Source organism: Sphingomonas sp. P4_D12, assembly GCF_056401895.1.
The window spans coordinates 108,353-121,997 of sequence record NZ_JBFUIL010000004.1; the positions used below are offsets into that span (position 1 = coordinate 108,353).

At 63.9% G+C, this 13,645-nt stretch carries 14 protein-coding genes; 10 read left to right on the forward strand and 4 right to left on the reverse strand.

Going from position 1 to position 13,645, the window contains the following annotated elements:
- Positions 1 to 2: 2 nt before the first annotated feature.
- Positions 3 to 185: a Flp family type IVb pilin gene (locus AC1DSD_RS08830; protein WP_478029659.1), complete on the reverse strand. Its 183-nt coding sequence runs from the start codon at positions 183 to 185 to the stop codon at positions 3 to 5.
- Between the two features lie 75 nt (positions 186 to 260).
- Complete coding sequence (locus AC1DSD_RS08835) at positions 261 to 446, reverse strand: Flp family type IVb pilin (RefSeq protein ID WP_478029660.1); 186 nt, start codon at positions 444 to 446, stop codon at positions 261 to 263.
- Between the two features lie 513 nt (positions 447 to 959).
- Here AC1DSD_RS08835 and AC1DSD_RS08840 point away from each other — a divergent pair.
- A complete protein-coding gene (locus tag AC1DSD_RS08840; RefSeq protein WP_478029661.1) occupies positions 960 to 2,489 on the forward strand; it encodes a hypothetical protein in 1,530 nt (509 codons plus the stop codon).
- Here AC1DSD_RS08840 and AC1DSD_RS08845 read toward each other — a convergent pair.
- Positions 2,483 to 3,997 carry a hypothetical protein gene (locus AC1DSD_RS08845; protein ID WP_478029662.1) on the reverse strand — a complete coding sequence of 505 codons (1,515 nt, stop codon included), beginning with the start codon at positions 3,995 to 3,997 and terminating at the stop codon, positions 2,483 to 2,485. The genes AC1DSD_RS08840 and AC1DSD_RS08845 overlap by 7 nt on opposite strands.
- Positions 3,998 to 4,095: 98 nt before the next feature.
- Positions 4,096 to 4,887 carry a DUF2569 domain-containing protein gene (locus AC1DSD_RS08850; protein ID WP_478029663.1) on the reverse strand — a complete coding sequence of 264 codons (792 nt, stop codon included), beginning with the start codon at positions 4,885 to 4,887 and terminating at the stop codon, positions 4,096 to 4,098.
- A gap of 1,204 nt (positions 4,888 to 6,091) precedes the next feature.
- Between AC1DSD_RS08850 and AC1DSD_RS08855 the strand changes: the two genes are divergently transcribed.
- The 9 genes from AC1DSD_RS08855 (at position 6,092) to AC1DSD_RS08895 (ending at position 13,645) form a co-directional block, all read left to right on the forward strand.
- On the forward strand, positions 6,092 to 6,688 hold the full coding sequence (locus tag AC1DSD_RS08855) for a hypothetical protein (protein WP_478029664.1): 597 nt from the start codon (positions 6,092 to 6,094) through the stop codon (positions 6,686 to 6,688).
- Positions 6,689 to 6,816: 128 nt separating this feature from the next.
- Positions 6,817 to 7,401, forward strand: coding sequence for a hypothetical protein (locus AC1DSD_RS08860; RefSeq protein ID WP_478029665.1), 585 nt, complete (start codon positions 6,817 to 6,819; stop codon positions 7,399 to 7,401).
- A 26-nt stretch (positions 7,402 to 7,427) separates the two neighbouring features.
- Positions 7,428 to 7,976, forward strand: a complete 549-nt coding sequence (locus AC1DSD_RS08865) for a hypothetical protein (RefSeq protein ID WP_478029666.1) — start codon at positions 7,428 to 7,430, stop codon at positions 7,974 to 7,976.
- A 23-nt stretch (positions 7,977 to 7,999) separates the two neighbouring features.
- The gene (locus AC1DSD_RS08870; RefSeq protein WP_478029667.1) at positions 8,000 to 8,575 is read left to right on the forward strand and encodes a hypothetical protein; all 576 of its coding nucleotides are present in this window, start codon (positions 8,000 to 8,002) and stop codon (positions 8,573 to 8,575) included.
- A gap of 2 nt (positions 8,576 to 8,577) precedes the next feature.
- Positions 8,578 to 9,159: a hypothetical protein gene (locus AC1DSD_RS08875; protein WP_478029668.1), complete on the forward strand. Its 582-nt coding sequence runs from the start codon at positions 8,578 to 8,580 to the stop codon at positions 9,157 to 9,159.
- 1 nt (position 9,160) lies between these two features.
- Positions 9,161 to 9,763 (forward strand): hypothetical protein, encoded by a 603-nt coding sequence (locus tag AC1DSD_RS08880; protein WP_478029669.1) that lies wholly within the window; start codon positions 9,161 to 9,163, stop codon positions 9,761 to 9,763.
- Positions 9,763 to 10,341: a hypothetical protein gene (locus tag AC1DSD_RS08885; RefSeq protein WP_478029670.1), complete on the forward strand. Its 579-nt coding sequence runs from the start codon at positions 9,763 to 9,765 to the stop codon at positions 10,339 to 10,341. Before AC1DSD_RS08880 ends, AC1DSD_RS08885 begins: the two co-directional genes overlap by 1 nt.
- Positions 10,342 to 10,386: 45 nt before the next feature.
- Complete coding sequence (locus AC1DSD_RS08890) at positions 10,387 to 11,118, forward strand: fimbria/pilus periplasmic chaperone (RefSeq protein WP_478029671.1); 732 nt, start codon at positions 10,387 to 10,389, stop codon at positions 11,116 to 11,118.
- The gene (locus AC1DSD_RS08895; RefSeq protein ID WP_478029672.1) at positions 11,093 to 13,645 is read left to right on the forward strand and encodes a fimbria/pilus outer membrane usher protein; all 2,553 of its coding nucleotides are present in this window, start codon (positions 11,093 to 11,095) and stop codon (positions 13,643 to 13,645) included. Before AC1DSD_RS08890 ends, AC1DSD_RS08895 begins: the two co-directional genes overlap by 26 nt.

The following is a 13,645-nucleotide window of genomic DNA, read 5'->3' on the forward strand; positions in this document are numbered from 1 at the left end:
CATCAGCAAACGCCGTTGACGCCGTTTGCGATGCAGTTCGACGCTTTGTTCATGGCATTGCTGATCGATCCGCCGAGCGTGAATGCGGCAACGGCGATGCCGGTGCCGACGATCGCCAGGATCAGCGCATATTCCGCCGCCGAGGCACCACTGGTGTCGGTCAGCAAATTCTTGATCATCGTCATGTCGAAAACTCCTTCTTTGCCGGATCGGCGGAGCGCTCCCCCTCCCGAAAGCGCTCCGCCTGCGTCAGCCGTGCATCAGCAGGCCGCGTTGCTCGGCACGCGATTGATGCAGTTCGACGCCTTGTTCATGGCGTTGCTGATCGAGGTGCCGAGCGTGTAGGCGGCTACGGCGATGCCGGTGCCGACGATCGCGAGGATCAGCGCGTATTCAGCGGCAGATGCGCCGCTGTCGTCCAGCAAAAGATTCTTGATCATGGTCATGTCACTTCCCCAATTCCCCGCCGGCACTCGCCGGCCCCAACTATTCCGTGGGCAGTCTGGGATCGGGTGTGCCTAACTCGTTTCAGAGCTCGCCCGATCAGGCGTCCTCGGAATGCCAGTTTAGAAGGGGTCGAAGTGGGTAACGAGTCAATAACCCACTAATTGCATATTTATTTCAACATCTTACGGCTAACTCCTGTTAACCATTAAAGCTTAATTGTCGGTTTATCAGGCACTTAAGCTAACGGCGTTGGGGAAGGGGTGCTGCCGGTTAACCATCAAGAATCGCAGAAAAAATGTGCCGCGCGGGACAAAGGGCATAATTTGTATATCGTTCGTCATACCCATTTCGGGCCGGAATGGATATATTGCTCTGTCGCTTTTATCCAACGGTATGAATCGCCTGTCCGATTCTTACAAATGGGCGAATCACTTTTGCAAAAAACGAATCACCCATTAGTCCGATGAGCGGGCCTAGGGGGAGATTTCTATGCCACAATTAGTCTTACCAAAATGAGTAAGGGAAAAGCCAGCGATGCTGACCTTCCCGATATTGTCTTACTATTGCTGGCCAGCTTTACCGCATTCGCGTTCGTGACTGTCTTGTCCTCGGCCTTCGCCGATGGCGATACCGGCTGGCATATCGCGACCGGACAGTGGATCGCGACGCACGGCACGGTCCCGCGATCCGACCCTTTCTCGTTCACCGCGCGCGGCCATCCCTGGGTCGCGCACGAATGGCTGTCCGAACTGCTGATGTATGGCGCCTGGCGTTATGGTGGCTGGAGTGGGCTGATCCTGCTGTTCGGCACCGCGGTGGCGGCGCTCTACGCCATCGTCGCGCTCTATTTGCGGCGCTGGCAGCGACCCGGTGCGGCGGCGCTGATGATGCTCTATCTGTCGATCGGGCTGGGGCAGTCCTTGTTGGCGAGGCCGCATCTGCTCGCGTTGCCGATGCTCGCGGCGTGGCTGATCGCGCTCTTGCGCGCACGCGAGCGCGAGCGCGCACCCCCGCKCGCGCTCGCGATTCTTATGCTCGTCTGGGCCAATGCTCATGGCAGCTTCGTGTTCGGCCTGGCACTGGCCGGCGGGTTGGGGTTTGAGGCGCTGGTTTCCGCCGCACCAGGCGACCGCCTGCGCGTGGTCCGGCAATGGGGGCTATTCGGCATCGTCTCGCTCGCGGCGGCGATGGCGACCCCGGCCGGGCTGGATGGCCTGCTCTACCCCTTCTACGTCAACAACCTCTCGCTGCTCTCGCTGATCGCCGAATGGCAGCCGGCGCGGTTCGGCGGTGCGTCGAGCCTGGAGGTGCTGCTGCTCAGCGGATTGTTCTTCCTGCTGCTGCGCCCGGTTCGCATTCCAGCGATGCGCCTGCTGATCCTGCTGGCCGCGCTGCACATCACGTTCGAGCATATGCGCAACCAGATGGTGCTGGTGACGCTCGCCACGATCCTCCTCGCGGAGCCGCTCGGGCGCGCCTGGGCGGTGGATGCAGAGCGGCCGCGGCCGGCATTGCTGCCGCGGCTATGGGCGGAGCGCCGCGAGCTGGCGCCGTTGCTGGCGGTCGCACTGCTGCTGTTCGTCGGGACCGCGACCTATCGCCTCATCACTCCGTTCGATCGGCCAGACAGCTATGGCGTCCCGGTCACTGCGCTGCGCAACCTCCCGCCCGGGCTGCGCGACAAGCCGGTGTTCAACGAATATAGTTTCGGCGGCCTGCTGGCGTTCGAGGGGATCGCGCCGTTCATCGACGGACGATCGGACATGTATGGCGACGCCTTCACCGCCGACTATGTCAAGATCGCGCATGGCGACGCCGCGCGCTGGAAAGCAGCGGAGGAGCGCTGGAAATTCGGCTGGACAATCCTGCCGCCCGACAACGCGCTGGTGAAGATCCTGGACCGCGAGCCGGGATGGCGCCGGGCCTATACCGACAAATGGGCAGTGATTCATGTGTCCGATCCGGCGCCGGCTAAGCCGCCCATCGCCCGTTTGCCGACGGAGACGAAGCCGCGCGCGGCCGCAAAACCTGCGCCTCAATAAATAGGCCGGCATATCGCGGGGCGATATGCGATCGGCCCGACGAGATCATAACTGACAAACTCTCCATAGTCAGCGCCGCGGCGATAGGCGCGCATCAGGCGCGCAAAATCTGGATCGACCGAAAAGAAACGCACCAGGCCGGTTTTGAGAAATGGGATATTGTAGCGGTCTTCAAGAATTCTTCGCGGCGGATGACACGCGAGGTCGTCAACGGCATCGCGCCGGACCCTATGTATCAATGTCGCCAAAGTCGGATTGGGCGATCCGGCACGCGACGCGTCGATCGCGTCGATCAACATCCAGTAAGTCATGTAGCGCGACGGCCATATGAAATGGCGTTCCTCGGGAATTGGCCAATACCGCCCGCCGCTGGTTGATAGAACGCCGACAACATCGCCGTCCCTGAGATCGTGTGTGGCGAGCAGAGCGTTCGCGCGGTTATCGTGTCGCGCCGCCTCTACAAGCGGCAAGACTAGGCATAAGGTTGCCACCACTGCCAGCACCAACGCCGCGCGTTGAGTGGGCAACGCGGCCCGCCAGCGAAATCGCTCTGCCTCGGCTAGAATCGCCAGCGCGAAGCACCCCATCGCCGGCAGGCCATGATATCTCCACCCTTTGCCTTGCAGCAAATACGCCGCGAGAAAGGCAAGTCCGGCGACCAACGCGGCCTGCGCGACCGATGACTTGGGCCAGCCGTATAGCGGCAGACCGAGCAGCAACAGACAAGCCATCGCGACAGCGGGCCGACGCAATTGATCGAGGATCGGCTGATCGTAGCCGTGATAGGCCAGTGTGGTCATCGGGACGATCGTGAGGAAATACGCGCTCGCGAACACCAGGACGCTTAGCGCATAGCCGATGAGAAACACCCCGAGCGCGATGATCTCCGGCCGGAGCGACACCCGGCGCGTCCGAACGAAAAGCAGGATGTCCAGCGCAACCGGGACGAGGAGGAAGTGCGGTTTCAGCGCGAGGCCGAATGCGGCCATGATTCCGCAGAGGGTGGCGATGGTCCTGCTCACCGGGAGCCCGTCGGCGCGGCGCGCGACGAGGACGAGGTACGGCACGGTTGCAATGAGGGTTATATGCTCGCGCTGCCCGAACACATCGAGAAAGGCGAGCAGGGTGATGACGGGGAAACCCAGGACGATCAGCCGGCCGCTCTGCAGATCGCGACACAGCGTCCGCACCAGCAGCAGCGCGATGACATCCAGCGCCAGCACGCCGGGGATCAGGACATGATAGCTGCTCACCCCAAGCAGTTGCGCCAGATCGACGACCGGTATCGCCGCCCAAAACCACAAAGGCGGATTTACCTCGATGATGTCCGTATAGAGCGTGATGCCATGGGCGAGCTGGCGCGCGACCCATAATTGCCAGGCAACGTCGTTGACCAGCTCGGCATTCCACAGCAGCGCGCCGGCCACGACCACCAGCAACAGCGCGACTGCAAGCGGCCAGGCCGGCGCCTCGCGCGACGGCGACAGATTATCGGCCGGCGATGCCATCGGTCATCGCAACGCGACGCAAGATCTCGGTCGAATGAACCCGCCCCATCCGCTCCTGTTACATGGATCGGCGAGCGATTACGATCAGCAGCGGCTACTCAAACCGGCACCCGCCACCGGTACGTCAGGTTCACCCGGCGCGACAGCAGCAGATAGGGGAGCCAGATCGCAACGCTGATCAGCACTTTCTTGAGATTGCCCTCGAGCATGTCGGCGAGCGAGGCGCTCACCGATTCCGGCAGGTTGGCGACATTGCCCATCACGCGCGCGATGCAGATCTGCATCAGGACGTCGATCGCCCAGACCGCTGCCAGGAAGCGCGGAAACAGGGGCACGTGGCGCAGCGCGAGGACGAAGGCGAGGCCGTAGAGGCACGACAGCAGCACCAGGTCGGCCAGCATCATCGCATAGAGGGTGCGGAACCAGTCGGGCGCCATGCCGCCCAGGGCCGGGATGCCGGTCAGGAACTCGAAGGTGCGGATGGGGACGTTGATCAGGATGCCGACCAGCAACGAGGCCATGAACCCGGTCGCGCCATAAAGCGGCATCGATCGCGCGGTGACCGCGTCGACCCGGCGCCAGCGGCCGACCCACGCCAGGCGCTGCGTCGGCTGGGCATGGAGCGCCGTCGCCGGAAAGGCGGACAGGCCGAGCAGGACGGTGACGATCGGCGCGACGACCAGCAATAGATAGGGAAGCGCGTTGCCGAGCTCGTCGCCCGGCGTCAGGATCGGCGTCGCGGAGAATGCGACCCTTAGGCCGCAGGCAGCGCCGGCGAGCAATACCCAGATCAGCATCAGCCGGGGCAACCCGACCTCGAGCTTGCAGACCAAGGCAAGGCTGCGCGCGGTCAGCGCACGGCCCGCCGGGTATTCGCTCAACGACCGCATTCGCCCCCCTTTGACTGTTAACAAGAGTATCAACCGAAATCGTTGCCGTCTCGTAAAGGTTCCGGGCGGGAGTCGCCGAGTGTTTCTTTATGGTGCGGGGGAGGGGGCGAGATTCAGCCCTGTGCGTTGCGGTCAGCTTCCAATCCTTCCCCGCCAGGGAGGTGTCGGCTAGGTTAGGACTCATATTCCTGGCGCCATCCCCGCGGAATCCTCCCGCCGCTCCAACATACTCCGCAGCTTACTCGTCCGTCACCCAGCGCCCCTCCCGTCACCCCAGCGAAAGAACATCGGGTTGAGCATGCCCCGCATGCTCAAGGATCGTCCGGGGGACGATCCGACCCGATGTTGGTCTCCGGCGGTGACGCGATGCCGCTTGAGATCCCAGCTTTCGCTGGGATGACGAGTTTTGGAAATGGATCGCTTTAAGAACAACGGCTTATTTTGGTTTCCAACCTAGGGCCGACGGAGGGGGAGGAAGCACGACGGCGAGTGTGTCGCCGTCCGCCCCCTCCGTCAGCCTGGCGGCTGCTACCTCCCCCTGGCGGGGGAGGATTTGGTTGATGCCTATCCTCGCCAGTCCGCACGTCACTAATTTGATCGGAACTCGGCGCGCATCGGCCGTCACGCGCGACAATCGGCATATATCCTTCGGTTGGGCGCCGTGGGCATCGCCCTGTTTTGATTCTCTAACTTTTGTTCCGCGACTCACCGCCGATTCGGTGCGTTCCGTCGCCGAGTCGCGCCGAGTCGGCCATGTCGATTCCATCCAAGCGTTAAAAATATTACTTAACAAAACAATAATTGAATATATATTGGTAACTATATAACAAAGCACCGCTTGGCGTTCGGATCGCGCGGGGGGCAAAGGCCAGGGATCGGGTTCAAGTACAGGCTGGACCTGGCGTCGGAAACCAAAGTTATATCCGCGAATTATTTTCGACGTTTTACACTATAGATTTTATGTCTGACTTCAGACTGAAAGTTTTGTCCCAATAATAAACAGCGAAAAACACAAGTATATTGATTCGATATATCCAAGGATATATGCGTAATAACCGTGGCTATAGCCTATATTCGGTAGGTTACCTGAATTGGTTAATGAAGGGTAAAATATTCTTCTTGCGTTTTTGGCTACCTCGTCAATCATTGGGTCATCGTTCATTTGTCCGGGAGGGGGCAGCGAACTGTGACTTGCCGGGGTTCATTGACCACGATCGTGTTGGCGATCGGCATCGCACTGCTTCCGCAGGGCGTCGCCGCGCAAACGGTCTACGCCGCGGGGCAACCCGGGGTGGTTGGCGGCAATCGCCAGCTGCCGGTGATGGTCACCGCGTCGGTTGGCGGCCATTGCGGCTTCGCCACCGGGTCCGCGCCTTCGGGCACCTATACGCAGCCTGATTTCGACGTCGTCGGTCTCAACCACGATTTCTCGTTCGCGCTCGATTGCACCGGGCCGTCGCGGGTCGCGGTGGTCTCGGCCAATGGCGGCCTGCTGACCGGCGGCTCGGTGCCGACCGGTTATACCACGCTCGCGCCTTATGACGTGGCGCTCAACGTGGTTGGATCGACCGCGACGGCGACGGGGTCGTGCGCGGTCTCGACGCTGACCGCCACATCCGGCGCGCCTTGCACGTTCCGCGGCCCGGTCAGCCAGTCGCAGGGCCTGCTGCTCAATTCGACGTCGGTCAATCAGCCCGGCACTTACCTCCGCGTGACCGCTCCCGCTTATGCCGGATCGAGCGCGCTCGTCGGGGGAACCTATTCCGACACCTTAACGGTGACGGTGAGTGCGGCGTCATGAGGATGCCCGCACAAACGTCCGCTTTTCCCGCCCTCGGGGGAACCGGCCGATCTTCTACCGAGGGTGGGCGGAACGGTCCGGGGGGGCAGTGCTCGCCAACGGCAATATCTTTGAAAAGGAACGGTAAAGTGAACAAGTTCATGCTTATGGCGCTCGGCGCCGGTTCGATGATCGCGATGGCCGCTCCGGCCGCCGCGCAGACGGTCACTGGGACGATCAACATCAACGGCAGTGTCGCCAACAAATGCTCGGTCCTGCCCGGCTCGGGCAGCACCTTCGGCGGCACGGTCGCGCTTGGCGAACTGGCCCAGGCCGACGGCACGATGGCGACCGACCTGGCGACCCGCTTCAATGCGGCCGCCAACGCCGCCCAGCTCAACTTCCGCGTGGTCTGCAACACCGCCAATCCGACCGTCGCGGTCGACGCGACCGAGCTGACCACGCCGGGTGTGGCGCCGACCGGCTATGCCTCGCGCATCGATTATGCCGCGCATGTCGCCGTCGCGCTGACGCCGTCGGGCACCGACACGTTCAGCAATGACAGCCGCAACGCGGCGAGCGCCGCGACCGCGACCACCGGCCGCATCGCCAATAACGGCAGCACCAACGTCAGCGTCACCGCCGACACGTTCGGTACCGCCGCGCTGACCGACCTGCTCACCGCGGGCTCGTACACCGGCAACATCTCGATCGTCATCGCGCCCGGCGCCTGATCGATCTTCAACTGGGGAATGTTGACATGAAGACCTCGATCCTTGCCGCCGCAGCGGTCATCGCCGCCACGGCAGCGTTTCCCGCCGCCGCGCAGAATGCGACGGGTACGGTTACGATCAACGGCTCGGTCGGCGACCGGTGCCAGTTCACCTTGCCGTCCGACGTGATCAATGCCGGCGAGCTGTCGCTGCAGGGATCGGGGGCTACTGCGGGCAAGCTGGATCCCAGCAAGCTCGACGGCCAGACCCGCACCTTGCAGGGCTGGTGCAACGGCACTGCCGCCACGATGAGCGTGGAGGCGCAGCGCCTGGTCAACACGACCTTCACCACCACGCCGCCGGCCGGTTTCGACCGGGTGGTGAATTACACCGCGACCGCCGCCGCCAATAGCGCCAACGCCACCGACACGTCGGTGACCGACGGTGCCGGCAGCGCGGTTCCGGTGGGTCTGTTCTCGGGCGACGTGAAGGTCACGCTGTCGGGCTCGACGAGCCCCACCAGCGGGCTGCTCGTCGCGGGCGATTATTCGGGTCAGGTCCTGGTGACGCTGGCGCCGAGCATCTCGCTGCCCTGAACGGTTCTGACGGAGAAGCTGTGATGAAGCGCCTCGCTCTTACCCTGCTCGCTGCGGTCGCCCTTCCGGGTATCGCACACGCCCAGGCCACCGACACCGCAACCGCCGATGTTGGCGTCTCGGGAACGGTTGCCAAGCTGTGCATGCTCGGCACGCCGACGCCCGCGCCGGTCGATGTCGGCCAGATGGCGAACACGTCAGGGGCGAGGGTCGGCAAGATCGCCGTCATCGCACCGCGCACGGTCACCCTGCCCGGCTCGTTCTGCAACTTCGCGGGATCGGCCATCACGGTGACCGCCACCGCTCTGGTGTCGAACGATGCCAGCTCGGTCGAACCCGGCTTCGCCAAGGCGGTCAATTATACCGCCGCCGTGGCGAACTGGGCGGCGGGATCGGCGATGGTCACCACCGCCGCCACCGCCGGGGGCGGATCGCCGACCGCGTCGGCGACCGGACCGACGCAACCGGCGCCCAAGGTCGCCGATCTCGACGTGACCTTGTCCAATTTCACCGCACCGTCCGACTTCCTGCTCACCGCCGGCGCCTATAGCGGCCTGGTCGTGGTCAAGCTCGGACCGGTCGCTTCGGGGGGAGAGTGATCATGACGCGTAACCTGAAACGCCTGGCCGTCTTGTCGGCAGCAGCGGTCGCGATCGCCTGGAGCGGCGCCGCCGCGGCCCAGAGCGAAGGCGGCAGCGACACCGACACCAAGGAATTCGCGGTGGTCGGCAACGTGCCCGCAATGTGCGTCGGCGGAACGATCGCCGGCACCGGATCGACGTTCGATATGGGCGTGCTGATCGACCTCAACACCGGCCTGTTGCGGAACGACCTGGCGGCACCGCCCAAGGTCCTGTCGGGCTCGTTCTGCAGTGCGCGCAGCACCATCACCGTCAACGCGACGCCGATGGCCGCGCAGACCTTTACCAGCACGCCGCCGGCCGGCTTCTCGCGCGTGGTCGATTATACCGCCACCGCTAGCGGCTGGACGACGACACCCGCCGCCTTCGCCACCGGCGCGGGCAGCAACCCCGCCGCGGTGCAAACGCGCGCGACGGCGTTTTCGGGCGACATCACCGTCTCGGTCGGCAGTTTCTCGACCAATGGCGGCGCGACCCAGCGGCTGGTCGCCGACACCAATTATCAGGGCAACGTCACCGTCACGTTGGCCGTGGCGTCCTGAGATGTCACGCGGCTTCCGCCTTGAAACGGTCTTGGTCGTCGGCGGGCTTATCGCCTGGGCATCCCCCGCATTTGCCCAGTCGACCGTGGCGACCAAGACCCTGCCGGTTACAGGCAACGCCCCGCCGGTATGCGCGGTGGGCTCGCCCCGGCTGGCGGCGGGTAGCCAGATCAATTTCCGCGGGCTGAGCGGCAACACGCTGCAGATCGACCAGATGATCGATCCGACCACGCTGGCGGTCAGCGCCGCATCGGTCGACGTGAAGTTCGACGCGGTGTGCAACTATCCGCACCGGCTGCGGCTGGAATCGCAGAATAACGGCCTGTGGCCGACCCTGCAGCGCACGCAGCCGCCGGCGCCCGGTTTCGGCTCGGCGGTGCCCTATCGCGCGACCGTGATGTGGGGCTTGGTCAATGGCGTGCTCAACGCCGATGCCCAGGCGCGCCGTGTCAACGACCAGCAATTCAATATCGACCTGCCGACGGCGGGCGAGATCGACCTGAGACTCAACATCGCACCGGGCGCGTCCAACGCCCGCGACAATGCCCCGCTACTGGCCGGCGATTATGCCGACACGATGCGGATATTCGTGGAGCCGCGCTGATGCACCGCATCGCCCTCATCGTGCCTGCTTTGCTCGCGACCACCGTCGCGGCGCACGCGCAGAACGTCATCGATACCGGCCAGAGCCGGCTGGAGATCGCCGGGCGCGCGCCGCCGGCCTGCGTGCTCAACGCGCCGACCGCGACGGGCGGACAGAATGCCAGTTTTTCGGGTACCGGCGCGACGAGCGGCGAGATCCTGATCACCGAGTTCGGCGATCCGCTGACCGCGCAGCCGCGTGGCGCCGCGATCAACCTGTCGTTGCCGGTGATCTGCAACGCCCCGCACCGGCTGACGGTCACCAGCCGCAATGGCGGGCTGCTGCGCGACGGCGGCAATGCGCGCAACCGGCAATCGCCGACCGGGTTCGGCGAGTTCGTGGGATATCAGATCAGCGCGACTTGGGCAGGCCAGAACGCCAGCGTGCTGACCACCAACAACAGCGTCCTCGCGATCGCGACCGCCGATGGCGGCGCGGGCGACATGGGCCTGACGATCGCGGTCCCGCCGGGGGGCGGGCCGCTGGTCGCCGGGCGCTATGCGGACACGGTCACGGTTCTATTCGAAGCAGCGTTCTAAACGACCCAGCGGGAGGGGGAAGTGAAGAGAATGAAAAGGATATTGATGAGTGCGGCCTTCGCGGCCGGCCTTATCCTGCCACAGCAGATTGCGGTGGCGATGACGGTACAACCGGTCATCATCAACCTGAAACAATCGGGCAACGGGATGACTCAGATCATCACCGTCGAGAACACGTTCGCGACGCCGTTGCCGGTCGAGCTGCGCGTGCAATCGCTCGAGTTCGACGAGAACGGCGTCAAGGAAACGGGCAAGGATCCAGGCGATCTGCTGATCTTTCCGCCCCAGGCGCTGATTCAGCCGGGGCAGACGCAATCGTTCCGCGTGCAATATGTCGGCGACCCAGAGCTCAAGACCAGCAAGCATTATTACGTCACGGTGGCGCAGCTGCCGGTGAAGCTGCCTGCTGGTCAGTCGGCGATCCAGATCCTGTACAATTTCCAGGTGCTGGTCAGCATCGCGCCGATGGGCGCGAAGCCGGCGATCAAGGTGCAGAGTGCCGAGATCGGGCATAACGACAAGGGCAAGCCGATTCCGCTTGTCACCCTGTCCAACACGTCGGCGGCCTATGGCTATCTGTCGGAAGGACGGCTGCGGATCGTCGAGAAGGATGCCGCAGGCAAGGAAGTGTTCCGCCGCACCCTGTCGGGTCCGGAGACGCAGCAAACGATTGGGTTCGGATTGGTGGGGGCCAACCAGACGCGGCGCATGTCGCTGCCGATTGAGTTGCCGGTTGATGGGGGCAGTGTCGATGTCAGCTTCACGCCGGACGGCTAAGCGGCTCCAGAGCCGCATGATCGGCGTGATGCTCGCGAGCGCGAGCATCGGCGGCCTGTGCGCGCCGGCACGAGCCAATAGCGACAGCCAGCAAAACACGGTGCCGCAAGCGCAGGAGCGGCGCGTCACGATCGACGCGCCGAACGCACCGACCGATCAACCGCAAGCCACGCTCAATCCGACCGGACGCGACATCGTCCTGACGGTGCCGGTCAAGGACGGCGGGACATATCTCGGCGACATGCCGTTGACGATCACCGCCAACAGCAAGCTGGAATTTCCGGCGCAGCGCCTGCTCGACTTGCTGTCGAACGTCCTCAACCAGCAATCCTTCACCGCGATCCAGTCGAGCCTGTCGACCAAGGCGGTGCTGACCCCGGCCGATTTCGAGGCCGCGGGTGTCGGTATCCGCTACAATCCACAGACGCTCGAGCTCAACCTGACGATCGCCGCCGAACGCCGCGCGTCGCGGTCGCTGACGGTCAGTCCACTCGACCGCAACCGGGTCGGCACCTTTGCCGCGCCGGCGAATTGGAGCGCCTATCTCAACATCCGCGGCTCGGAAGATTATATCCATGCCGGCGGCGACAAGGGCTTCGCCTCACCGATCTTCTCGCTCGACGGCGCGACGCGGATCGGCGGGGTGGTCGCCGAGGGCGAAGCGATCTGGCAGCCCGGATCGAACGGTGTCGACTTCCAGCGGCTGGGATCGCGGCTCGTCTATGACGACGAGAAGAATCTCGTACGCTGGACGGCGGGCGACCTGCAGACCGTCTCGCGCGGTTTCCAATCGGCGCCCGACATTGCCGGTCTGTCGATCTTCCGCTCGTACAGCGTGCTCCAGCCGCAGCAGCTGGTCCGCCCGCGCGGCGACCGCAGCTTCCAGCTCAGCCGGCCGTCGACCGTCGAGATCCAGGTCAATGGCCAGATCGTCCGGCGCCTTCAACTCGCGCCGGGCACCTATAATCTGCGCGATTTCCCGTTCACCCAGGGGGCGAACGACATCCGCTTGTCGGTGCTCGACGATACCGGGCGCACCGATCTGTTGCGGTTCAACCTGTTCCTCGACCAGTCGCAGCTGGCCAAGGGGCTGAGCGAATTCGGCCTCTATGCCGGCGTGCTCAACCCGCTCGGCCTGCATGGGCCGCATTATACCGACAAATTCGCTTTCACCGGCTTTTATCGCCGCGGCATCAGCGACTTCCTGACCCTGGGCGTCAATGCCCAGGCCGACAAGAACACTCAGATGGGTGGCGTCGAGGCGGTCGTGGCGACGCCGTTCGGTACCTTTGCCGGCAACTTCTCGCTGTCGAACCTGAAGGGGTCGCATACCGGCCACGCCGCGACGCTGACTTTCCAGCGGCTGATCCAGCGCTCCGGCGGGCAAGCCGACTCGCTCAACATCTTCGTCGAGACGCGGAGCCGCTATTTCGCTCCAGTCGGCGTGCTGGTTCCCGACAACCAGTTCCAGTTCGAAGTGGGCGGCGGCTATTCGCACACCTTCAACGAGCGGCTCTATGCCGGGTTCGACGGGCGCTTCTCCAAGGGACGCGGCATCCAACCCGATCTGCATACCTATCGGGTCACCACCGGCTACCGGATATCCTCGACCGCGACGGTGACCGCCGACGCGCGCTGGGAACGCGATACCTTTGGGTCGCGGTTCGGCGGGCTGGTCTCGCTTGTCATCCGGCTCGGCCGCTATTCCACCGCGCGTGCCGATTATGATAGCCGTGGCAACCGAGTCCGGACATCGTTCCAGACGCTCTACGGACAGGGGGTCGGATCGTATAACATGACCGCCGATGTCGAACGCAGCGATGCCGGGTCGGGGATCAACTTCACCGGCAATTATTACACCAACCGCGCCGAATTGGGCCTCAGCCACTTCGGGACGTTCCAGGACACGTTCGGCAGCGTCACGTCGCAGCGCACGTCGTTCCGGTTTGGCAGTTCGTTGGCGATCGCCGACGGCGCCTTCTCGGTCGGACGGCCGATCTACGACAGCTTCGCGATCGTTACGCCGTATAAGAAGCTCGACGGAACCAACATCGTCGTCTCGCCGTCGCCGTTCGGCTATACCGCGAACAGCGGCGCGCTCAGGGCCGGCACCGAGCCCAGCCTGAGCTCCTATGCGGAGCGGACGATCGCGGTCGACGCGCCCAATGCAAAACCGGGTGTCGATCTGGGGCAGGGATCGTTCCGACTGCTGCCTCCGTACCGGAGTGGTTACAGGCTTGTGGTCGGATCCGCCTATTCGGTGACCGCGGTCGGTCGCCTGATCGACATTGACGGCGAACCCGTCTCGCTGGTCAGCGGCACCGCGGTCGAACTCGCCCATCCCGAACGCACGCCGATCACGGTGTTCACCAACCGTGAAGGCCGGTTCGGCATCGGCGGACTGGCGCCAGGCAAATGGCGCATCACCATGCTCGACGACAAGAAATCGGTCTTCGAGATCACTATTCCCGGCGACGCGGACGGTCTTGTCCGGGTCGACGAACTCAAAGCGGTCAAAGGGCAGTAA

Excerpts from the sequence above, each read along its gene's own strand:
- AC1DSD_RS08830 (WP_478029659.1), bottom strand. The coding sequence starts at position 185 with ATGACGATGATCAAGAATTTGCTGACCGACACCAGTGGTGCCTCGGCG.
- AC1DSD_RS08835 (WP_478029660.1), bottom strand. The coding sequence starts at position 446 with ATGACCATGATCAAGAATCTTTTGCTGGACGACAGCGGCGCATCTGCC.
- AC1DSD_RS08845 (WP_478029662.1), bottom strand. The coding sequence starts at position 3,997 with ATGGCATCGCCGGCCGATAATCTGTCGCCGTCGCGCGAGGCGCCGGCC.
- AC1DSD_RS08850 (WP_478029663.1), bottom strand. The coding sequence starts at position 4,887 with ATGCGGTCGTTGAGCGAATACCCGGCGGGCCGTGCGCTGACCGCGCGC.
- AC1DSD_RS08865 (WP_478029666.1), top strand. The coding sequence starts at position 7,428 with ATGAAGACCTCGATCCTTGCCGCCGCAGCGGTCATCGCCGCCACGGCA.
- AC1DSD_RS08870 (WP_478029667.1), top strand. The coding sequence starts at position 8,000 with ATGAAGCGCCTCGCTCTTACCCTGCTCGCTGCGGTCGCCCTTCCGGGT.
- AC1DSD_RS08875 (WP_478029668.1), top strand. The coding sequence starts at position 8,578 with ATGACGCGTAACCTGAAACGCCTGGCCGTCTTGTCGGCAGCAGCGGTC.
- AC1DSD_RS08880 (WP_478029669.1), top strand. The coding sequence starts at position 9,161 with ATGTCACGCGGCTTCCGCCTTGAAACGGTCTTGGTCGTCGGCGGGCTT.
- AC1DSD_RS08885 (WP_478029670.1), top strand. The coding sequence starts at position 9,763 with ATGCACCGCATCGCCCTCATCGTGCCTGCTTTGCTCGCGACCACCGTC.
- AC1DSD_RS08890 (WP_478029671.1), top strand. The coding sequence starts at position 10,387 with ATGAGTGCGGCCTTCGCGGCCGGCCTTATCCTGCCACAGCAGATTGCG.
- AC1DSD_RS08895 (WP_478029672.1), top strand. The coding sequence starts at position 11,093 with ATGTCAGCTTCACGCCGGACGGCTAAGCGGCTCCAGAGCCGCATGATC.